Genomic DNA, 22,094 nt, shown 5'->3' on the forward strand with positions numbered 1-22,094 from the left:
TCGCTACAAACTCTTAACCTGCAACGTTAGTTTTATCCCGAAGCCATGAGTGGGGTAAGACGAGTGAATAACGGAGCGGTAATGAACGACGCGGAGCAGGCAGCGCAAACGGCAACCCTCGCACAGCGCATGCTGACGCAGGTGTACACCTTGTTAAGCGATCAGGGCATCACGCCGAATGCAGTACAGCAGCAGATGCTGACCTCGCATGTCCGGGCAATGGCGCACCGTTCCGTGACGGGCGAACCGCTGCCGGATGTAGATGCCAGCCTGTTTGATGAAATTTCGGCCGGGTCGATGGACCTTGCCCGCGAGGTGGTGGCGGCATTCGGCAATTTACCGGAAGAAGAAGCCTGGCTGCTGTCGGTGCACTTCGAAGTGGCGAAAGACAACCTGTAAGGAGCGAAAGATGGAACAAATTACCGTAGTGATTGGCGATCGTCTGGGTAAAGGCCAGAAAGTGGCGGCAGGCGTAGAAAAAGCAGGCGGCCGCGCGGTGGTTGTACCGGGCGTGGCGGCGGATATGAAACTTGGCGACGTGATGAAAGCGGAAAACGCTACCTTCGGCATTTCATTTTGCGGCAGCGGCGGCGCAGGTGCCATCACCGCGCAAAACAAACATGGCTACAAAGCGAAGTACGGCATGCGCTCCGTGGAAGAGGGCGTTACCGCCATCAATGAAGGCTGCAACGTGCTGGGATTCGGTTTTATGGACAAAGAAGAATTGGGCGAGCGCCTGGTGCAGGCGTGGCTGAAAAAATACGGCGCATAACCATGAAAGAACAGTTCACCACTACGGTCAGGGTTAACGGCAAGGGCGATGCGAAAACCCGCGCCTTCGCCGATGCGCTGAACCACGTTCAGGCCGCGGTGATGAAAGCGTCGCCGCATATTTTACTGCGTATTGAGCCACAGGATGTGCAGGTTGTTCATGCGCAGGAAACGACGCGGAAAGAGGCCTTTTTGTTCCTCTTCCTGCGTCGGGAAAGACGCACCTACAGCGTGGAGCTGGATGTGACCGTCAACGTGACCGCCATCAATCTCGATAAAGTGGATTTCGTCGCGAAATAACTCAATGCATACCCGTGAGTCCGTTCCACCGGGTAGAAGAGGGCAGACTGATGTTCTTAATCATACTAATAAAATCGCTCATCATCGGCGGCCTGGTCGGCGTCGGTGTGGGAGCCGGGGCTGCACGCATGTTCCATGCGCCGACCACTCAGGGAATGGGCGCATTTCGTACTTTGGGAGAACTGAACTCCTGTGAAGGGGATCCGGCATCGCACTTCTCCTTTGGCTTAGGGTTCTTCTTTAACGCCTGGGCGTCATCCGTTGCCGCGGGTTCATTTACCCAGGACGTTGACCACCGCATTATTCCCAACTGGGGCGCGGCGGCGCTGATGGTGAAAAACCGTAACGTCGGCGAAACCCTGCACGATCCGAAAAAGATGGCCATTGCCTGTGGGCTGATCGGCATGGTGGTGGTCACCTTCCTCAACCTGACGGCCTCTTCCGTGCCGGCAGCGCTGCAAGTCACGGCGGTGAAAGTGCTGGTACCGGCGGCAAACTTACTGGTGAATACCGTGATGCCGGTGATCTTCTGGCTGGCGGCCATCGACGCGGGTAAAAAATCCGGCTTCTGGGCCACCGTTTTTGGCGGCGCGGCGCAGTTAATCATGGGCAACGCCGTACCGGGTCTGGTGCTGGGCATTCTGATCGGTAAAGGCGTGGAAGAGAGCGGCTGGAACCGCGTCACCAAAGTGATGATGACCGCGATTGTCGCCCTGTTTGTCCTGAGCGGTTTCTTCCGCGGCTTCGATCTGAAAATGATCGAGTCCTTCCACCTGAGCGCGCCGAACTGGCTGGAGCTCATCCACAATTCGCTCAGCGGCAAATAAGGAAAGACGATGGAACAGAATAAAGGCTTTTGGTACGCCGACTGGTCATTCCCGATTTTCGTCGGCCTGCTCTCATCCGGCGTCTTCGCCGGGACACATATGTACTACCTGTACGGCATTGGTGCGTTCAACGAAGTGGCGTTTGTCTCGATGCTGCGATCCGGCATGGACACCGGCGTATACGGCGCGGTGGCGGCGTTTGGCGCCAGCTTCCTGTTCGCGCGCATTATTGAAGGTTCGCTGGTGGGGATTCTGGATATCGGCGGCGCGATCCAGACCGGTGTCGGGCTGGGTGTTCCGGCACTGCTGCTTGGCGCGGGCTTTGTCTTCCCGGTGGCGAACTTTGTTGCCTCGCTGGCAACCGGTCTGGTGATTGGCGTGTTGATTGGTTACCTGATTATCCTGGCGCGTAAGTTCACCATTAACCAGAGCGACTCCACCTACGGCGCAGACGTGATGATGGGGGCGGGTAACGCGTCGGGTCGCTTCCTTGGCCCATTGATTATTCTCAGCGCCATGACGGCCTCGATCCCTATTGGCATCGGTTCACTGGTGGGCGCACTGCTGTTTTACCTCTGGCAAAAGCCGATCACCGGGGGCGCAATCCTGGGTGCGATGTTGCTGGGCGCCATCTTCCCGGTGGCCCTCTGATACCCGCGGGCGCTACGGCGCCCGTTACTTCTGGAGATACGCATGTTTGATTTACTCCTGCGCCGGGCGCGTCTGGTTGACGATACGGTGACGGATATCGCCATCAGCGCGGGTAAAATCGCCGCGTTGGGCGATATCAGCGGCCCGGCGGTGAAATCTGTTGATTTACACGGTGAACATTATGTCAGCGCCGGGTGGATCGACTCCCACGTCCACTGCTACCCGAATTCGCCGATCTATCACGATCAGCCCGACAGCGTCGGGATCGCAACCGGGGTCACCACGGTGATCGATGCGGGCAGCACCGGTGCGGATGATATTGACGATTTTTATGCCCTCACCCGCCAGGCAACCACGGAAGTCTATGCGCTGTTGAATATCTCCCGCGTGGGACTGATTGCACAAAATGAACTGGCGAACCTGAATAATATCGATGCCAGCGCCGTACGTGATGCGGTGCAACGCCACCCGGATTTTATCGTTGGCCTGAAAGCGCGGATGAGCAGCAGCGTGGTGGGTGACAACGGCATTACACCGTTGGAACGCGCGAAAGCGATACAAAAAGAGAACGGTGATTTACCGCTGATGGTGCATATCGGCAACAATCCGCCGAACCTCGACGAGATTGCCGATCTGCTCACCTCCGGCGACATCATCACCCACTGCTACAACGGCAAACCGAACCGCATTCTGACCCCCGGCGGGGAGTTGCGCGCGTCCGTTGCCCGCGCGCTTCGCCGTGGTGTGCGGCTGGATGCCGGGCACGGCAGCGCCAGTTTTAGCTTTGCGGTGGCAAAACACGCAATAGGTTTGGGCATTTTGCCGCAGACCATCAGTTCCGACATCTACTGCCGCAACCGCATTGACGGTCCGGTGCGCTCGCTGGCGAACGTGATGTCCAAATTTCTCGCCATTGGCCTGTCGCTGCCGCAGGTGATTGCCTGCGTGACCGACCACGCTGCCGAGGGCCTGCGCCTGAAACAGAAAGGGCGACTGGCGGTCGGTTATGACGCCGATCTGACCATTTTCGACCTGAAGCGCCAGCCGGTGCTGTTTACCGATGCGGAACACGAAAGCTTACAGGCTGAACAGTTAATCACGCCGCTGGCCGCCATTCGCGCAGGCCACGGCTATATGACCGAACAGGGGAGTGCGGAATATGCCTTCGATTTATGATAAGTACCAGTTAAAACAGGTGATTAATGCCTCCGGGCGCATGACGGCGCTTGGCGTCTCCACCCCGCGCCCGGAAGTGGTTGAGGCGGTCTTAAGCGGCATGAATCACTACTTCGAAATGAAAGATTTGGTGAACAAGACCGGGGAGTACATCGCGAATCTGCTGGAGGTTGAGGGCGCGACCGTGGTCTCTTGCGCGTCTGCCGGTATTGCACAGTCGGTGGCCGCCGTACTGGTGAAAGAGAGCGACTGGCTGCTGGAAAACCTGCACAGCACGGTGATTGAGAACAACGAAATCGTGCTGCCGCGCGGCCACAACGTTAACTTTGGCGCACCGGTCGGCACGATGGTGGCGCTGGGCGGCGGCAAGGTCGTGGAAGCCGGTTACGCCAACGAATGCTCCGCCGATCAACTGGCGGCGGCGATCTCCCCGCGCACCGCGGCGATCCTCTATATCAAGTCCCATCACTGCGTACAGAAAAGCATGCTCAGCGTTGAGCAGGCTGTCGTGGTCGCGCGTAAACACGATCTGCCGCTGATTGTTGATGCGGCGGCGGAAGAGGATTTGCAGTGTTACTACCGTGCTGGCGCCGATCTGGTTATCTACAGCGGCGCGAAGGCGATCGAAGGGCCAACCAGCGGGCTGGTGATCGGCAAAACGCAGTACGTCGAGTGGGTCAAACGCCAGACGGCGGGCATTGGTCGGGCGATGAAAGTGGGCAAAGAGGGCATTCTTGGGCTGACCTGCGCCATTGAACATTATCTTAGCGCCCGGAAAGAGAGCGGGGCGGAAATGGTCGCCAAAATGACGCCGTTTATCGACCAGCTTAATACGCTGCCGGGCGTCAGCGCGCGCGTGGTATGGGATAGCGCCGGGCGCGACATTGCCCGCAGCGAAATCAAGTTTGACGAAGCGGTGACCGGTATCGCCACGGGTGATTTAGTCAGCGCCCTGAAACAGGGGGAGTACGCCATTTACTTCCGTGGCTATAAAGCCAATGAAGGCATTATCGAAGCCGATGTTCGTAGCGTAACCGCCGACCAACTGGCGGTGGTGTATCGCCGCATCGCCGAAGAACTGAACAAGGAGCAACGCCCATGAAACTGACCCCCAATTTTTACCGTGACCGTGTATGTCTGAATGTGCTGGCAGGCAGTAAAGAGAATGCCAGTACCATTTACGAGGCGGCAGAAGGCCATGTGCTGGTGGGCGTACTGTCAAAAAACTACCCGGACGTGGCAACGGCGGTCGCCGATATGCGCGGCTATGCGGCGCGCATTGATAACGCGCTCTCTGTTGGCCTGGGCGCGGGCGATCCGAACCAGTCTGCCATGGTCAGTGCCATCGCCCGCGAGGTGCAACCGCAGCACGTGAATCAGGTCTTTACCGGCGTGGCAACCAGCCGGGCGCTGCTGGGGCAGCGTGAGACGGTGGTGAACGGTCTGGTCTCGCCAACGGGAACGCCAGGGCTGGTGAAAATCTCCACTGGCCCGCTCAGCAGCCAGGCTGCGGACGGCGTTGTGTCAGTTGAGACCGCGATTGCACTGTTAAAAGATATGGGCGGCAGCTCGATTAAATACTTCCCGATGGGCGGTCTGACGTGCCGTGATGAGTATCAGGCGGTAGCCGAAGCCTGCGCGCGTTACGATTTCTGGCTGGAGCCGACCGGCGGTATCGATTTGGATAATTTCGGTGAGATCCTGCAAATCGCGCTGGATGCGGGGGTCAGCAAAATCATTCCGCATATTTATAGCTCTATTATTGATAAGGTGAGTGGTGATACCCGCCCGGCAGATGTGCGCCAGCTACTGGCCATCACAAAGGCGCGGGTTTAACGGGCCGGGCCTGTCGCTGGCTGGCAGAAAATGATGACGAGGACAACGACGTGCGATTTCCGAACCAACGTTTAGCGCAGCTGTTTACTATGCTGCAAAACGAGACGCTGCCACAGGACGAGCTGGCGCAGCGGCTGTCGGTCTCCACGCGCACCGTCCGGGCGGATATCACCGCATTAAACGCGCTGCTGGCACGCCACGGCGCGCAGTTTATTTTGAACCGTGGCAGCGGTTATCAACTGAAAATCGACGATGCCTCGCTGTACCACTCTTTGCAGGCCACGCGCCCGCGTGCGCTACGGATTCCGCGCAGTGCTCCGGAGCGGGTGCACTATCTGGTGGTGCGTTTTCTCACCTCCGCGTTTTCCCTCAAACTGGAAGATCTGGCGGACGAATGGTTTGTCAGCCGCGCCACGCTGCAAAACGACATGACGGAAGTGCGCGAGTGGTTTTCCCGCTATCGCCTGACGCTGGAAACCCGCCCGCGCCATGGTATGAAGCTGTTTGGCAGTGAAATGGCGCTGCGCGCCTGCCTGACGGATCTGCTGTGGGAGCTGGCGCAACAGAATGCACAGAACCCGCTGATCACGGAAGATGCGCTCAATCCGGGCGTGCCGGAAGCGCTGGCGTCTGTTCTGCACGACTGCTTTAGTCGTTATCACATTCGCCTGACTGATGAGGGCGATCTGTTTATCCGCTTGTATTGCGCGGTCGCCGTACGCCGCATCAGCGAGGGCTATCCGCTGTCGGAATTTACTGCCGACGATGGCGATGAGAACGTGCGCGACGCCGCGCGGGATATCTCAGCCGCATTGCAACAACTGGCGGGGAAACCGCTGGCGGCGGCGGAAGAGCACTGGCTGCGGGTCCATATCGCCGGGCGTCGCGTTCAGGAACTCGCACCCAGCGCCATCAGCGCCGATGATGATGAAACGCTGGTCAACTACATTCTTGGCTATATCAATAGCCACTATAACTACAACCTGCAAAACGACACGCAACTGCGTGCAGACCTGCTGACGCATATCAAAACTATGATCACCCGCGTGCGCTACCAAATCATGATCCCGAACCCGCTGCTGGATAACATCAAGCAGCACTACCCCATGGCCTGGGACATGACGCTGGCGGCGGTCTCCAGTTGGGGGAAATACACACCGTATGTGATCAGCGAAAATGAGATCGGTTTTCTGGTGCTGCACATTGGCGTGGGGCTGGAGCGTCACTACAACATTGGTTACCAGCGGCAACCGCAGGTGTTACTGGTGTGTGATGCCGGAAATGCGATGGCGCGCATGATTGAAGCTGTGCTGGCGCGGAAATACCCGCAGATTGTGGTCACCCGCACCGTGACGCTGCGTGATTACGAGCAGTGCGCCAGTATTGCCGAAGATTTTGTGATTTCCACCGCGCGGGTCAGCGAAAAAGATAAGCCGGTGGTCACCATTGCGCCGTTCCCCAGCGACTACCAACTGGAGCAGATCGGCAAACTGGTGCTGGTGGACAGAACGCGCCCGTGGATGCTGGAAAAGTATTTTGATGCGCTCCATTTCCGCATTATCGACGGTGAGATGGATCAGCAAACGCTGTTTACCACCCTGTGTGACCAACTGCGCGATGAAGGTTTTGTCGACGCAGAATTTCTCGACTCGGTCATCGAGCGTGAAGCGATTGTCAGCACCCTGCTGGGGGAAGGCATTGCTTTACCGCACGCCCTTGGGCTGCTGGCGAAAAAAACCGTGGTCTATACTGTGCTGGCCCCGCAGGGGATCCGCTGGGGAGACGACACCGCGCATGTCATTTTTTTACTGGCGATCAGCAAAAGCGAGTACGAAGAGGCGATGGCGATCTACGATATTTTCGTCACTTTCCTGCGTGAACGCGCCACCGCCAGGCTTTGCACCTGCGCAGACTTTGCCACCTTCAAAAGCGTGGCGATGGAATCGCTCAGCCGTTTTTAGTGCCTGTCGGGGATGGAAGAGACCGCAATACTCTTCCATCGTCGCGGGCGGGTTTATTTAAAGGTATAAGCGATACCGGCGCGTAAACGTAACTGGCGCTCGCTGGATTTTGATGAGCGGTTAATATCGCCGAAGCTAATATAAGGGCTCCACTCTCTTTTATCGCCTAACGCGTAGTTAAACTGTAATTCCTGCTCATAATTATATTTTTTATTCGCGTAGAGATTTTCATCACCCAACTGATAAATCAATTTATAGGTGGTGGTCAGATTCGCCACATTATAACGCAGGTAGCCATCCACCCGATTAACGGTACGGTGCCGGTTCGTGCTGCAATTCGCGCACCCGCTGTTGTCGTGAGCATAATCGGTTAATTCGAGACGATAAAGACCGCCAACCGACCAGCTATCATTAATTTTATACCACGGTGATACGCCGACTTTCCACTCGGTACGCGTGGAGTTAAATTCTGGCTGGAAAAGCGGTGATACGGTCCAGTTACCAAAACGGTATTTTTTCGCCAGTGTCATTTCGACCGCGTTTAATACCGGGTCTTCATAATATTTGTCTTTTACGTCAGAACCACCGGTTTTAAATTTTGTTTCGACTGCAAAAGAGTAGTCATAAGGAAGTTGCGTCGCCAGCGTTAATTTATCGTAATGCGTGCGATCACGCAGGCGATATTCGTGGCGATAATCCATGCTGACGTTGCTTAATACCACGTCGGCGGCACTCGCATAGCCAACGGAGAATAACGAAAGCGGGATGCAGAGCGTATTGATAATTTTCTTGTTCATTATTAAAAACCTTTTCACTTTTTAATTGGCAAGGGGCAGACGCCCGTATTGTGGTTTTCACCACAATACGGTTAAGAAATAAAAATGCTTATTCGCTCAGGGTTATGACGTCATACATCACGCTGCCGCCATTCAGTTGCAGCGAAATCTGATTATTACCTTTGCGTAACAGATCGGCGCTGATCGGAAGCGTTGCAAGGTGATATTGCCCGTTACGCAGCGCACCGCGATAGAGGGTTTTATCGTTAGCGTACTTCAGCGTATCCAGCACCTTGCCGTTAACATTCACCGTGAGCGACGGCGCGCTGTTTGCCGCGCCCATCCCACTGTTGCTGGCGGCGGCAAGGGCAATGTTCAGCGTATAGCTGGGTTTATTGGGAGTCATAGCAAAACGGATATCCCAGTGTCCGGGTTGCGTCTGGGCGTAATACCAGTCGCGGCTGTAGTCGCTGTGGCCAATATCAAATACCAGATTCGCCGGGACATCCTGCTGCCAGTGGTAACCCCGCGCCTCACTGCCGAAGCGGAATTCGCGTGCCTGGCGGTCGGCCTGGCCTATCGCCCATACCACTTTCGGCGCGGGAGGCAGCGTGATGTCGTGCAGCGTCTGTTTCTCCCCGCTGATCTCTACCTGTTGCTGTGCCAGCACGCCAGGCTGTGTTCCGGCGTTGGCATATACCGCAAGTTGGTAATGGCCGGGGATCACATTATCGAGGTGAAATGCGCCCTGGCGGTCAGTGGTGGCCGTGAAGAGGTAACCGCGGGTTTGCACATCAAAAGGTTCATCCAGCGATGAGGAGAGCACGACGGTAACCGGTTGATCTGTCGCGATATGACCGTTGACCTGGGTACGTTTGTCGGCATAACGCGCATCTCCAACCCATTGATAGGGCCAGTTCGCCCGCTCGGTAACGGCTTGCTGGCGGGCGTCGGCGAGCATCTGCTCGCTACTGCCCTGGTTGATATACAGCAGCCATGGCCCATACAGTTTTTTCCAGCCGGGTTGTGCCTGCATATCCGGTGTTCCCATATGTGCGCCGGTCATGTAGTTCAGGATGATAGCGTCCTGATGGACCATTAAATCTTGCTTCAGAGCATCGCCGGAGAAGTATTCACCGCTACCGGGGATCAGCCATGCGCCCCTGTTTTTTCCGTATACGCCCCAGAATGCGCTGCCGCGCTGATAACCGGCAAAATCATATTTTGTATAGACTTCGCCGTTTGGCAGTCGCCAGGTTTCATCCTGCACTTTTGGCATTTTCTCAAGATCGGCATACAAATAAGGGCGGCCTTCCCGTTCACCGTTAGAAATATGGTCGAGCAGGTGCGGGTTGAAACGATACACATTGCGTAATTCACTGACTGTCACCGTCTCTTTCCCGGTATTTTCCGCGACCACATAACTGTAAAAACCGCTGACGCCTTTTCGCATAATTAAGTGGTATTCCAGGCGCAGTAAGCTTTTTTTGTCATCAATCCAGGCGATATGCGCAATCTCTTTATCGTTGCGGATTATTTCCAGCCGTTCAGGAAGAAAATCTTTCACCCCTTTCGAATAAAAGTCGAGGTAAGCGCTGCGGTTTTTACTGGGATCGCGTTGTGCGCCAGACAGTGATGTCGTCAGATTAATGCCGTCTTTAACGATGGCAACGGCGCTGGCGTCATCTTTAAATTCGACGTGCAGTAATCCATTATCCAGCGTGGCATTCATTCCTGATACGGTCAGCGATACGGGTAAATCGGTATTGCTGTAACTACAGGCAGAAAATAACAGTAAAGCGGCAGTTTCATAACGAATAGGCATGTTTGTGTTCCTGTTCCAGCACCCTGTTTCCACAGGGCTAATGGTTTTATTAAATGTAGGGTTGTGTGGCGTAAAACCTGTCTGACGTTATTTTGTGGGTGGTTTAAAATACTTGAGGAGAGTAATCCGATGTTTTTTCAACCACCTTTGCCTTACTGCCACGCTTGCCGCTTCGCTGGCAACCAGATGAAGATAGGTGCGATCCTTATCTAAAATTAAAAATAAGACATTTAAAAGTGAAATAACGTTTTAATTTTACATGAAAGCGTGAATGATTGGTTTTATAAATAGAAACAGGAAGTAATAATTAAGTGGCTAATTATTGGAGGATCGTGCTTTTGATGAACGTGTGAGCTGTTATCCAAAAATGCATGTAATGCCAGGGGAATATACCCGGTCAGGGACAACCCGGCGACGGTTTTTGTTGTGGCTGTGGGCAAACGAGAAAACGCGGCCGCTTACCGGGATGCCACTGAACGGCTGCCGCGCTGTTTAGCGCAAGTGATGCACGACCTGGTTGCTGCTGCCGCGCCAGATCAGCATCGGGTCTTTCAGATCCTGGACAAATTTGCCGTCCACCAGCACGTTGATCAGTGCGACCACTTCACGCTGTGCGGCGTCGAGTTCGTCGATCTTGTAGCCTGTCCAGACCCAGATATCCTTACCGGGGCATTCGGCGCGAATGCGGGTGACCAGTTTTAAAATATCCGGTACGTTTTGCGGGTGCAGTGGATCGCCGCCGGAGAGTGAAATCCCCTGGCGTTTAACGCGGGTGTCGTTGAGATCCGCGATAATGCGCTCTTCCATTTCAGCCGTGAACGGCACGCCGGAGTTCAGCCGCCAGGTGCTTTTGTTGTAACAGCCGGGGCATTCATGCACGCAGCCGGAGACGAACAGCGTGCAGCGGGTGCCGGGGCCGTTCACAATGTCGACTGGGTAGTATTGGTGATAATTCATGTTTCCTCGTCGCATTTGGCGCTGTAGCCGTGTTGGCTACGCTCGTGCACCCGGGTCACTTACTGATATAGGCTCGCCGGGACACACGCAATTGCCGCCTTGTTCTGACGTCAATTGCGTTGCGGATACATAGCAGATTGATAGCGCAGTGCCATCGGGCAAATAGACGTTAGCCAATCTGCCCGTTGCCGAGGTGTTTGACGCGGCGTTTCACTTCTTCCTGCTTCCCGGCGTTAAACGGACGTGCGTCCGGGCTGCCAAGATAACCGCATACACGACGGGTCACCGACACGCGGGCGGCATCGTGGTTGCCGCATTTCGGGCAGGTGAAGCCTTTGCTGGTGCACTCAAACTCACCGGTAAAACCGCACTCGTAACATTCATCGATCGGCGTGTTGGTGCCGTAATACGGTACATGCTGGTAACTGTAATCCCAGACATCTTCCAGCGCCCGCAGGTTGTGCTGAATGTTCGGGTATTCGCCATAGCAAATGAAGCCCCCGCTGGCCAACGGCGGGTACGGCGCTTCAAAATCGATTTTGTCGTACGGGTTAACCTTTTTCTCGACGTCGAGATGGAAACTGTTGGTGTAGTAACCTTTGTCCGTTACGCCATCCACCACGCCAAATTCGGCGGTATCGATACGGCAGAAACGGTCGCACAGGTTTTCGCTCGGCGTGCTGTACAGGCTAAAGCCGTAACCCGTCTCTTCTTTCCACTCATCCACCGCTTTGCGCAGGCGTTCAACAATCGCCACGCCTTTCGCACGCAGGGCTTCACTGTCGTAAATATGTTTATTACCCGACAGCGCGTTAATGGTTTCGTGAATCCCGATATAGCCCAGCGAGATGGAGGCGCGACCATTTTTGAAAATAGACGCAATGTCGTCATCCGCTTTCAGACGTACGCCACAGGCGCCTTCCATATAGAGGATGGGCGCCACGCGCGCTTTCACGCCTTCCAGGCGGGCGATACGCGTCATCAGCGCTTTGCGCGCCAACTGCAGACGGCTGTCCAGCAGTTTCCAGAACGCCTCTTCATTGCCTTTCGCTTCCAGCGCAATGCGCGGCAGGTTAAGGCTGATTACGCCCAGGTTATTACGCCCGTCGTGGATCTGCTCGCCGTTCTCTTCATACACGCCGAGGAAGCTGCGGCAGCCCATCGGGGTTTTGAACGAGCCCGTGACTTTGACCACCTGATCGTAGTTCAGGATGTCCGGATACATGCGTTTGCTGGCACACTCCAGCGCGAGCTGTTTGATGTCGTAGTTCGGATCGTCAAACTTGTGGTTCAGGCCATCGCGAATCGCAAAAACCAGTTTCGGGAACACAGCGGTTTTGCGGTTTTTACCCAGACCGGCAATACGATTGCGCAGAATTGATTGCTGGATCAGGCGTGACTCCCAACTGGTGCCAAGACCAAAACCGAAGGTCACGAACGGCGTCTGGCCGTTGGCGGTATGCAGCGTGTTGACTTCGTATTCCAGCGACTGGAAGGCATCGTAGCACTCTTTTTCAGTGCGGCTGTGGGCGTAGCCATCGGCATCCGGAATATTCCATTCGGTCGCCACTTTGCGATGTTTTTCGAAACTGGCGGTCACGAACGGCGCCAGTACTTCATCAATACGGTTAATGGTGGTGCCGCCATAAATGTGACTGGCGACCTGCGCGATGATCTGTGCGGTCACGGCGGTGGCGGTGGAAATTGATTTTGGCGGCTCGATTTCAGCGTTACCCATTTTAAACCCGTGCGTCAGCATGCCTTTCAGATCGATCAGCATGCAGTTAAACATCGGGAAGAATGGGGAGTAATCGAGATCGTGATAGTGGATCTCGCCGCGCTCGTGCGCCAGCACCACATCACGCGGCAGCAGATGCTGACGGGCGTAGTGTTTGGCAACGATACCCGCCAGCAGATCGCGCTGGGTGGGGATCACTTTACTGTCTTTGTTGGCGTTCTCGTTGAGCAGTGCCGAGTTGGTCTGCTCAACCAGACCGCGAATATCCTGGTTCAGGCGACCGCGTTTTTCCCGCGCAATATCGCGGTCATGGCGGTATTCAATATAGGCGCGCGCCAGTTGTTTATGCGGCCCGGACATAAGCTGGTTTTCGACGGCGGTCTGAATCTCGCTGATATCAACCTGCGAGCGGCCCTGCATCTGGTTGCTGATAACTTCTGCGACGGTGGCGCAATAGTCTGCGTCATCGACTCCCGCTGCTTTAGCTGCACGCAAAATCGCTTCTTTGATGCGCTCTGATTTGAAAGGCACTTTACAGCCATCTCGTTTCATCACATGCGGTGTCATGATCACTCCATTTTAGAAAACAGGTTATCCACAATAAAGGACGCGCTGACTGGCGGATTATTCATTACCAAAACCAATAGGTTCGTCCCGTTTCGGCCCGCGTTATCCACAGCATGCATTGCTGTTCAGGCGGTATGCTTGTGTAGATCGTAGTCGATCAATACAACATATAGGGCCGGCGTGCATTCTAATTTCTATATATAGTGATTTGCATCAAACATGTTTACGCTTTTATTGACTCAGAACAAAGTAAAAATCTGATAGCGCAGAGGACGGGCGACCTGGCGGAGTGTAAATTTTCCGATTCTCATTTTGACTAAAAATTCAACAAAAACAGCAGGTTTATGCCCTGCTGTTTTTCTGTGCAAAAGGATGAAAATCAGTCTTGCAGCCACCATACGGCTTCAAATGGCCGCAAGGTCATGTCGACGGGGCGGGAAGCGGTTTCGGCATAGTTGCTCAGCAGCACCTGCCAGTCGCCTGGCAAGGCGCCGGGCCGCCATGGCTGGCATTCGTTGCTGAGGTTGGCGATGACCAGCAGCGTCTGCCCTTGCCACTGGCGGCGATAACACCATAAATGCCCGTGCGCAGGCAGGAGATCCTGATAATCTCCCCATGTTAACAACGGCAGGGTTTTGCGCAGACGGATCAGTGTCTGATAGGTATAAAACACCGAATCCGCATCGCCGACGGCGTTTTCCGCATTAATTTCCCGGTAGTTATCACAAAGCCCGATCCACGGATCGCCGGTGGTGAAGCCGGCGTTTTTGCGGGCCGTCCACTGCATCGGCGTGCGGCTGTTGTCGCGGGATTTACTGGCGAGTATCGCCAGCAATTCATCGGGTTCACGCCCGGCGGTGCGCAGCCCGGCAAACATATTCAGGCTTTCCACATCGCGGTAATCGGTAATACGGGAAAAGTGCGGATTGGTCATGCCAATCTCTTCACCCTGGTAGATATATGGTGTGCCTTGCATACCGTGTAACACCATCGCCAGCATTTTTGCTGAGGGCACGCGCAATGCGCCCTCATCACCAAAGCGCGACACAATGCGCGGCTGATCGTGGTTACACCAGAACAGCGCGTTCCACGCAACGTTATGCATTCCTTGTTGCCAGTGGCGGAACAGGGCTTTCAGCGCGCCATAATCGGGGCGCGCCAGCATCCATTTTTCCCCGTTGGGGTAGTCCACTTTCAGATGATGAAAGTTAAAGGTCATCGACAGTTCACTGCCATCCAGCGCCGCATAACGCTGGCAATGTTCCAGCGATGTGGAGGACATTTCCCCGACCGTCATCAGCGCGCGCGGCTGATAGACCTCCCGGCTCATCTCCTGCAAAAAAGCGTGAGCGCGCGGGCCATCGGTATAAAAACGGCGACCATCGCCATTCTCATCGTCGGGGAAATCCTGCGCTTTGGAGATCAGATTCACCACATCCAGACGTAAACCGTCAACACCGCGATCTGCCCAGAAAGTACAGACTTTTTTCAGTTCATCGCGTACTGCCGGGTTTTCCCAGTTGAGATCTGCCTGTTCCGGTGCAAAAAGGTGCAGGTAGTACTGACCACTTTGGCTGTGCCAGCGCCATGCACCGCCGCCGAACTTAGAGCGCCAGTTATTGGGTGGCGTTTGGGGTTCGCCGTCGCGCCAGATGTAAAAAGAGCGGTAAGGGCTCGCGGGATCCTGCGCCGCCTGAAACCAGGCGTGCTGCGTTGAGGTGTGGTTAAACACCATGTCCAGCACCAGACGAATCCCGCGTTGATGAGCCTGCGCCACCAGTTCGTCAAAATCGTCCAGCGTGCCGTACAGAGGGTCAATGGCGGTGTAATTCGCCACGTCATAACCATTATCCACCTGCGGCGAAATATAGAACGGCGTCAGCCAGATGGCGTCCACACCGAGGGTTTGCAGATAGTCGAGCCGGGTGATGACGCCGCGCAAATCACCGGTGCCGTTGCCGGTCGTGTCCTGAAAGCTTTTGGGGTAGATCTGATAGATAACGCCGTTTTGCCACCAGTGGGGAAGGGTATTCATAACAATGTCCTGCGAAAAGGAAGGGGCGCAACGGCGCCCCAAAAAATTACACAATCTGCAATGTGCCGTGACGGAACTTACGCTGATAAACAAAGGAGGTCAGCGCCATGGGGACCACCACTGCGATAGCCATCGCCAGGGCGAAGATCTGCCAGAATGCCGGCTGAATAGAGAGGATCCCCGGCAAGCCGCCGACACCGATGCCATTGGCCATCACGCCGTTCAGGCCGCACAGCAGCCCGGCGAGGCCGGAGCCGATCATCGCGCACAGCATCGGGAAGCGGTATTTCAGGTTGATGCCGTACATTGCCGGTTCCGTGACTCCCAGATAGGCGGAGATGGCGGCAGGAACGGAAATCTCACGTTCATTCTGTTTACGGCTGGAAATAATGATGCCGACCACCGCCGAGGCCTGCGCAATATTGGAGAGGGCGATCAGCGGCCAGACTGGCGTTCCGCCCATGCTCTGGATCATCTGCATATCGATTGCCAGCGTGGTCTGATGCACACCGGTGATCACCAGCGGCGCATACAGGAAGCCGAACAGCGCCGCGCCGATAGGCGCAAAACTGCCGGTCATCAGATGACGCACGGCAAAGGCTACGCCATCGCCAATCAGGCGACCAAACGGGCCAATAAAGGCGTGCGCCAGGAAGACCGCCAGAATCAGCGAACAGACCGGCACCACCACCAGATAGAGGTAATCCGGCACCAGACGTTTTAAGCGGGTTTCAATCACGCCCAGCGCCAGCCCGGCCAGCAATGCCGGGATCACCTGCGCCTGATAACCCACTTTGGCGATGGTAAACAGGCCGAAGTTCCACACTTCCGGCGCTTGTGAACCCAGCAGGTAGGCGTTCATTAACTGCGGGGAAACCAGCGTTACGCCCAGGACGATGCCGAGGATTGGCGTGCCGCCCATTTTGCGTACCGCCGACCAGCAGATGCCCACGGGCAGATAGAAGAAGATGGCCTCGCCAATCAACCACAGGAAGTCATAAATCGTCTTCAGCGCGGGAGACATCTGCGCCAGCGTTTGCCCGTTGCTCATGGGCACATCGCCGATTACGTTGCGGAAGCCAAGGATCAGACCGCCGCTGATCAGTGCAGGCAACAGCGGAAAGAAGATCTCCGCGAAGTGGGAGATCAGGCGTTCGTGCCACTTCATATTCTGCCGCGCCGCCAGTTTGGCCTGCTCTTTATCTGCGTGGGCCAGCCCGGTGGCGATGCGCAGCGCCTGGTAGTAGTCGCCCACGTCGGTGCCGATCACCACCTGGAATTGCCCGGCGTTGGTGAAGCAACCTTTGACCATCGGTAACTGCTCAATGGCCTTCGGATCGGCTGCCGCCGGGTTGTTCAATACAAAGCGCAACCGCGTAATGCAGTGGCTGACGGTGGCGATGTTTTCCCGTCCGCCGACCAGCGCGATCAGCTGCTCGATGTCCGTTTGATTTACTTTGCTCATCATGGTGCCTCTGGGGGAGAAATGATGCGTAATGACCGGAGCAAAGCGTAACCGCAGGCAAAAAAATAGAAAATGGGAACGTTCCCGAAATTGGGCGAGGATCACAATAAACCGTAGGGCGGTGGGATCAAACCAGGTGGGCGGGGATCACAATCTGCCGCGGATCAACGCGGCCATTCACTTGATCGATCAACTGTGCGGCAGCCTTCCGACCGGCTTCGGCATAGCCGGGATCGACGGTGATAATCTCCGGGTGCAGGAATTTCATGAGCGGCGTATTACCGACGCTGGCGAGTTGCAGGTTGCCTATGCGCTGCTCCTGCAAATATTTGCTGGCGCCGAGCGCCAGGGTATCGGTCGCGCAGAGCAGGGCGCTGGTCTGTGCGGTCAGCACTTGCGCCACATGTTCGTAACCCTGCTTCATGGCAAGGCCTGGCAGCACCGACAGCGGCTCAAGCTGATGCGTTTTACAAAACGCCAGGTAAGCATCGTGGCGGCGTTTGCCGGTGGTGATGTCGCTGTGCGGTACGCCGATAAAGCTGATATGGCGATGCCCCTGCGCATAGAGGTTCTCCATCAATAGCTGAATAGCGCCTTCATCGTCATAACAGACAGAGGAAAAACCCTCGGCATCGCGCGCCAGCAACACCAGCGAAGATTGCCAGGAGGCGAGCAGGGACTCTGTGACGCCGGTAAAACCGAACAGCACCACGCCGTCGATATTGCGGCGGCTGAGCATCTGCAAATGCTCTTCCACCAGTTCCGGGGAGAACTGGCTCTCCATCATGATTGGATCGTACCCCTGCTCGTAGAACGCCGGCAGCATGGTCTGTACCGCAAGGTTTTCTGACAGGGAATCCAGGCGGGAGACGATAATCGCCACCACTTTATCGCTCTGTCCGCGCATGGCGCGCGCCGAACGGGAAGGGGAAAAACCATGCTGATTGACGACGGCTTCAACCCGCTCGCGCGTGCGCTGGCTCACGCCGCTTTCATTATTCAGCACGCGGGAGACGGTGGATTTACCCACCCCGCTTAAGCGCGCGATATCTTTAATGGTCAGCCGGTTTTGCATGCGTTAATCCCTCTCCGTTCTCAGGCGGTTTGCAGAATAAAGGAGTTTCGTCCTGGTTCCAACCGATAGGCAATGAGCAAAGTCTGGTTTACAGGCTGCGGCGCTGCCTTTTAGTCATATGGATTGTTGTATGTATACGTTTCGTTTAATTCGGCTGCGCTATGATACCGCACTGTAATCATTCGCTCTTCACTACCTTACCGGAGGCCAGATGGATCCCGATCCCACCCCTCTCCCGCGACGGAGAAACTACCGGTAAGCCTGCTTTTGCTGCCTTACCGGATGCGTAAGGCAGCGACGTCTTTTTTGTCCCTGCCAACCAGATAACGCCTGCAGGCGCGGTTTTTCGTGTCTGCAACATAAGCACCCGCGTGATGCGGGGGCAAGGACACTGTTATGCTGAAAAACATTACCCGGCAGCTTTTTGCTCGCCTGAACCGCCATTTACCCCGCCGCCTGGTACAGCGCGATCCGCTGCCGGGCGCACAACACATTGCGCATGGCGACATCCCCGCCTCGTTGAGCGAACGCTGTCTGAATGTCGCCACCATGGAACAGGCGCTGCTGTGGCAAACGTTCGCCAGCCACCCGGAAGGGCTGAACCCGCAGGAAGTCGAGCTGGCCCGGCAAACGCACGGCGAAAACCTGATCCCGGCGCAGAAACCGTCGCCCTGGTGGGTGCACCTGTGGGTGTGCTATCGCAACCCGTTTAACCTGCTGCTCACCTGCCTGGGGGTGATCTCCTATGCCTCGGAGGATCTGTTTGCCGCTGGCGTGATTGCATTGATGGTGGCGATATCGACGCTGCTGAATTTCCTGCAAGAGGCGCGCTCCACCAAAGCCGCGGATGCGTTGAAAGCGATGGTGAGCAATACCGCAACGGTATTGCGGGTGGTCAATGAGAAGGGCGAAAACGGCTGGTGCGAGATCCCGATCGATCAACTGGTGCCCGGCGATATCGTAAAACTGGCGGCAGGCGACATGATCCCCGCCGATCTGCGTGTGATTCAGGCACGGGATCTGTTTGTCGCGCAGGCTTCGTTGACCGGCGAATCTCTGCCGGTAGAGAAAGTGGCCGCGACCCGTCAGCAAGGGCAACAGAACCCGCTGGAATGCGACACGCTGTGCTTTATGGGCACTAACGTCGTGAGCGGGACGGCGCAGGCGATGGTGATCGCCACCGGCGGTCACACCTGGTTCGGGCAACTGGCCGGGCGGGTGAGTGAGCAGGAGAGCGAGCCGAACGCTTTCCAGAAAGGCATTGGTCGCGTCAGCATGCTGCTGATCCGCTTTATGATGGTGATGACGCCGATTGTGTTGCTGATCAACGGCTTTACCAAAGGCGACTGGTGGGAAGCCGCGCTGTTTGCCTTGTCCGTTGCCGTGGGTCTGACGCCGGAAATGCTGCCGATGATTGTCACCTCAACGCTGGCGCGCGGCGCGGTGAAACTGTCGAAACAGAAAGTGATCGTCAAACATCTGGATGCGATCCAGAACTTCGGCGCGATGGACATCCTCTGTACCGATAAAACCGGCACGCTGACCCAGGATAAAATCGTGCTGGAAAATCATACGGATATCAGCGGTAAAAGCAGCGAACGGGTGCTGCACAGCGCGTGGCTGAACAGCCATTACCAGACCGGGTTGAAAAATCTGCTGGATACCGCCGTGCTGGAAGGTGTGGACGCGGATGCCGCACAAACGCTGGCCGCCAGCTGGCGTAAAGTGGACGAAATCCCCTTTGATTTCGAACGTCGCCGGATGTCGGTGGTGGTGGCGCAGCAGGCCGATGTGCATCAGTTGATTTGCAAAGGTGCGCTGGCTGAGATCCTCAGCGTCTGCTCCCAGGTGCGCTTTAACGGTGAGATCTTCCCGCTGGATGAGACCATGCTGCGGCGTATTGAACGTGTGACCAGCACTCTGAATCGCCAGGGATTGCGTGTGGTGGCGGTGGCGACGAAATACCTTCCGGCGCGCAGCGGTGATTACCAGCGTGCGGATGAGTCGGATCTGATCCTCGAAGGGTATATCGCTTTCCTTGATCCACCGAAAGAGACCACGGCGCCCGCGCTAAAGGCGCTGAAAGCCAGCGGCATCACTGTCAAAATTCTCACCGGCGACAGCGAGCTGGTGGCGGCGAAAGTGTGCCACGAAGTCGGGCTGGAGGTCGGTGATGCGGTGACCGGCAGTGAGATTGAGCACCTGGATGACGATGCTCTGGCGCAACTGGCGAAACGCACGACGCTGTTCGCCCGTCTGACGCCGATGCACAAAGAGCGTATCGTCACGCTGCTGAAGCGTGAAGGGCATGTGGTGGGCTTTATGGGCGACGGTATTAACGACGCCCCGGCGCTGCGCGCGGCGGATATTGGTATTTCCGTAGATGGCGCGGTGGATATCGCCCGTGAAGCGGCCGATATCATCTTGCTGGAAAAGAGCTTGATGGTGCTGGAAGAGGGCGTCATTGAAGGGCGTCGCACCTTCGCCAATATGCTGAAATACATCAAAATGACGGCCAGTTCTAACTTCGGCAACGTCTTCAGCGTGCTGGTGGCGAGCGCTTTCCTGCCGTTTCTGCCGATGCTGCCGTTACACTTGCTGATCCAGAACCTGCTGTACGATGTGTCACAGGTGGCGATCCCGTTTGATAACGTTGACGACGAACAGATCGAGAAACCCCAACGCTGGAATCCCGCCGATCTTGGGCGTTTTATGATCTTCTTTGGCCCGATCAGCTCGATCTTCGACATTCTGACGTTTTGCCTGATGTGGTGGGTCTTTAAAGCCAATGTGCCGGAAGCGCAAACCCTGTTCCAGTCTGGCTGGTTCGTGGTGGGCCTGCTGTCGCAAACGCTGATTGTGCATATGATCCGCACCCGTCGCGTGCCGTTTATTCAGAGCCGTGCGGCCTGGCCGTTAATTGCGATGACGCTGATGGTGATTTGCGTGGGGATTGCGCTGCCGTTTTCGCCGCTGGCGGGTTACCTGCAATTACAGGCGCTGCCGCTCTCCTACTTCCCGTGGCTGGTGGCGATTCTGGCGGGTTACATGACGCTGACGCAGTGGGTGAAAGGGTTCTACAGCCGCCGCTACGGCTGGCAGTAGTCAAACGTTGTGAGCCTGATGGCGAACCGCCATCAGGCATCTTTGCGGCGCTTACCCAGCCTGATGCAGGCGTTTTACCGGGTAAGCGCGAGTCGCTTAGCGACGTACCGCGATCGCTTCGATCTCGATTTTCACATCTTTCGGCAGACGCGCCACTTCCACGCAGGAGCGGGCCGGGAACGTTGCGTTATGCTCGGTAAAGAACGCTTCGTATGTCGCGTTAACCGTTGCGAAATCATTAAGATCTTTCACAAACACGGTGGTCTTGACGATGTCGCCCACTTTCAGACCTGCCGCTTCCACGATAGCTTTCACGTTGTCCAGCGACTGACGCGCTTGCGCGGCAATGTCGTCCGGAACGCTACCGGTTTTCGGGTCGACCGGGATCTGACCGGAGGTAAGGAGCATATTGCCAAGATCAACAGCCTGTACGTAAGGGCCGATAGCTGCTGGTGCATTTTCCGTCGCGATAACTTTGGTCATAATAGTTCCTGAATGACTACGGTGATGAGGTTCCCCCACATTATAGGGAGGGGGAGAGGCTTTACCAACCGCAATTAGTTCGCCAGCACCACGTGGTGCGAGAACTCTTTCTCACAATATTTGCATTTCAGGGCGATATCGTCTTCGCGCTGTTTCACCGCAAAGCTGGATGACACCGGTTCAGCATGGCTGATGCAGTTGCTGTTCGGGCAGACCAGCACGCCAACAATGTGCTCAGGCAAACTGGGACGTGATTTGCCCACCACTTCGTAGTCGTCAATGCGGTTTACCGTGGCATGCGGGGCATACAATGCCAGTTGGTTGACCTGCTCGGCGGTCAGAAAGGTGTTCTCGATCTTGATCAAATCTTTACGCCCCATCTCGCCGGACGGCAGGTTCAGACCGATGGTGATGCGCTGATCGGTTTCCGTCAGCTTGAACAGCGTCAGCAGTTTAAACCCGACGCGTGCCGGAATATGGTCAATCACGGTGCCGCGTTTGATCGCTTCGACCTGCAGTTTATTATCGTGTGTCATTGTCGTGTTC

The 22,094-nt window shown here is 56.0% G+C and carries 20 protein-coding genes and 1 pseudogene; 11 read left to right on the top strand and 10 right to left on the bottom strand.

Going from position 1 to position 22,094, the window contains the following annotated elements:
- Window positions 1-63: 63 nt before the first annotated feature.
- From ACQ3G7_RS08420 to ACQ3G7_RS08460, 9 genes are read left to right on the top strand one after another with little or no spacing between them, the layout of a single operon-like run.
- A complete protein-coding gene (locus tag ACQ3G7_RS08420) occupies window positions 64-399 on the top strand; it encodes a glycine dehydrogenase (RefSeq protein WP_263098279.1) in 336 nt (111 codons plus the stop codon).
- Window positions 400-409: 10 nt separating this feature from the next.
- Window positions 410-772 (top strand): SFCGS family glycine-rich protein, encoded by a 363-nt coding sequence (locus ACQ3G7_RS08425; protein ID WP_061498291.1) that lies wholly within the window; start codon window positions 410-412, stop codon window positions 770-772.
- A 2-nt stretch (window positions 773-774) separates the two neighbouring features.
- Entirely contained in the window at window positions 775-1,071 is a 297-nt protein-coding gene (locus ACQ3G7_RS08430; protein WP_263098278.1) for a DUF4312 family protein, read from the top strand.
- 50 nt (window positions 1,072-1,121) lie between these two features.
- A complete protein-coding gene (locus tag ACQ3G7_RS08435) occupies window positions 1,122-1,898 on the top strand; it encodes a DUF4311 domain-containing protein (protein WP_061498284.1) in 777 nt (258 codons plus the stop codon).
- A 9-nt stretch (window positions 1,899-1,907) separates the two neighbouring features.
- Entirely contained in the window at window positions 1,908-2,549 is a 642-nt protein-coding gene (locus tag ACQ3G7_RS08440) for a DUF4310 family protein (protein ID WP_061498282.1), read from the top strand.
- A 42-nt stretch (window positions 2,550-2,591) separates the two neighbouring features.
- Window positions 2,592-3,725, top strand: coding sequence for an amidohydrolase/deacetylase family metallohydrolase (locus ACQ3G7_RS08445; RefSeq protein ID WP_430889504.1), 1,134 nt, complete (start codon window positions 2,592-2,594; stop codon window positions 3,723-3,725).
- Window positions 3,709-4,827, top strand: a complete 1,119-nt coding sequence (locus ACQ3G7_RS08450) for a DgaE family pyridoxal phosphate-dependent ammonia lyase (protein ID WP_430889505.1) — start codon at window positions 3,709-3,711, stop codon at window positions 4,825-4,827. Before ACQ3G7_RS08445 ends, ACQ3G7_RS08450 begins: the two co-directional genes overlap by 17 nt.
- Entirely contained in the window at window positions 4,824-5,561 is a 738-nt protein-coding gene (dagF, locus tag ACQ3G7_RS08455; RefSeq protein WP_430889506.1) for a 2-dehydro-3-deoxy-phosphogluconate aldolase, read from the top strand. Before ACQ3G7_RS08450 ends, dagF begins: the two co-directional genes overlap by 4 nt.
- Window positions 5,562-5,611: 50 nt before the next feature.
- Window positions 5,612-7,522 (top strand): BglG family transcription antiterminator, encoded by a 1,911-nt coding sequence (locus ACQ3G7_RS08460; RefSeq protein WP_430889507.1) that lies wholly within the window; start codon window positions 5,612-5,614, stop codon window positions 7,520-7,522.
- Between the two features lie 53 nt (window positions 7,523-7,575).
- Here the strand turns inward: ACQ3G7_RS08460 and ACQ3G7_RS08465 are convergent, their stop codons facing one another.
- Window positions 7,576-8,319 carry an oligogalacturonate-specific porin KdgM family protein gene (locus ACQ3G7_RS08465; protein ID WP_430889508.1) on the bottom strand — a complete coding sequence of 248 codons (744 nt, stop codon included), beginning with the start codon at window positions 8,317-8,319 and terminating at the stop codon, window positions 7,576-7,578.
- A gap of 88 nt (window positions 8,320-8,407) precedes the next feature.
- Window positions 8,408-10,123 carry a polysaccharide lyase family protein gene (locus tag ACQ3G7_RS08470; RefSeq protein ID WP_430889509.1) on the bottom strand — a complete coding sequence of 572 codons (1,716 nt, stop codon included), beginning with the start codon at window positions 10,121-10,123 and terminating at the stop codon, window positions 8,408-8,410.
- 387 nt (window positions 10,124-10,510) lie between these two features.
- Between ACQ3G7_RS08470 and ACQ3G7_RS08475 the strand changes: the two are divergent.
- Window positions 10,511-10,606 (top strand): annotated as a pseudogene (locus ACQ3G7_RS08475) (type II toxin-antitoxin system mRNA interferase toxin, RelE/StbE family); the annotation flags it as partial.
- Window positions 10,607-10,615: 9 nt separating this feature from the next.
- Here the strand turns inward: ACQ3G7_RS08475 and nrdG are convergent.
- From nrdG to ACQ3G7_RS08505, 6 genes are all read right to left on the bottom strand, one after another.
- Window positions 10,616-11,080, bottom strand: a complete 465-nt coding sequence (gene nrdG, locus ACQ3G7_RS08480; protein ID WP_263098270.1) for an anaerobic ribonucleoside-triphosphate reductase-activating protein — start codon at window positions 11,078-11,080, stop codon at window positions 10,616-10,618.
- A 169-nt stretch (window positions 11,081-11,249) separates the two neighbouring features.
- Window positions 11,250-13,385 carry an anaerobic ribonucleoside-triphosphate reductase gene (gene nrdD, locus ACQ3G7_RS08485; RefSeq protein WP_263098269.1) on the bottom strand — a complete coding sequence of 712 codons (2,136 nt, stop codon included), beginning with the start codon at window positions 13,383-13,385 and terminating at the stop codon, window positions 11,250-11,252.
- 379 nt (window positions 13,386-13,764) lie between these two features.
- On the bottom strand, window positions 13,765-15,420 hold the full coding sequence (gene treC, locus ACQ3G7_RS08490) for an alpha,alpha-phosphotrehalase (RefSeq protein WP_430889510.1): 1,656 nt from the start codon (window positions 15,418-15,420) through the stop codon (window positions 13,765-13,767).
- A 46-nt stretch (window positions 15,421-15,466) separates the two neighbouring features.
- Window positions 15,467-16,885, bottom strand: coding sequence for a PTS trehalose transporter subunit IIBC (treB, locus tag ACQ3G7_RS08495; RefSeq protein ID WP_430889734.1), 1,419 nt, complete (start codon window positions 16,883-16,885; stop codon window positions 15,467-15,469).
- Between the two features lie 127 nt (window positions 16,886-17,012).
- A complete protein-coding gene (gene treR / locus ACQ3G7_RS08500) occupies window positions 17,013-17,960 on the bottom strand; it encodes a trehalose operon repressor TreR (RefSeq protein WP_430889511.1) in 948 nt (315 codons plus the stop codon).
- Window positions 17,961-18,138: 178 nt separating this feature from the next.
- The gene (locus ACQ3G7_RS08505) at window positions 18,139-18,321 is read right to left on the bottom strand and encodes a hypothetical protein (RefSeq protein WP_430889512.1); all 183 of its coding nucleotides are present in this window, start codon (window positions 18,319-18,321) and stop codon (window positions 18,139-18,141) included.
- A gap of 35 nt (window positions 18,322-18,356) precedes the next feature.
- Between ACQ3G7_RS08505 and mgtA the strand changes: the two genes are divergently transcribed.
- Entirely contained in the window at window positions 18,357-21,065 is a 2,709-nt protein-coding gene (gene mgtA / locus ACQ3G7_RS08510; RefSeq protein WP_430889513.1) for a magnesium-translocating P-type ATPase, read from the top strand.
- A gap of 96 nt (window positions 21,066-21,161) precedes the next feature.
- On the opposite strand, the gene ridA is transcribed toward mgtA, so the two are convergent.
- The gene (gene ridA, locus ACQ3G7_RS08515; RefSeq protein ID WP_061498224.1) at window positions 21,162-21,548 is read right to left on the bottom strand and encodes a 2-iminobutanoate/2-iminopropanoate deaminase; all 387 of its coding nucleotides are present in this window, start codon (window positions 21,546-21,548) and stop codon (window positions 21,162-21,164) included.
- 74 nt (window positions 21,549-21,622) lie between these two features.
- Window positions 21,623-22,084: an aspartate carbamoyltransferase regulatory subunit gene (gene pyrI, locus ACQ3G7_RS08520; RefSeq protein ID WP_263098265.1), complete on the bottom strand. Its 462-nt coding sequence runs from the start codon at window positions 22,082-22,084 to the stop codon at window positions 21,623-21,625.
- Between the last annotated feature and the right edge of the window lie 10 nt (window positions 22,085-22,094).

The organism is Kosakonia sp. N21, from assembly GCF_050587465.1.
GTDB lineage: Bacteria > Pseudomonadota > Gammaproteobacteria > Enterobacterales > Enterobacteriaceae.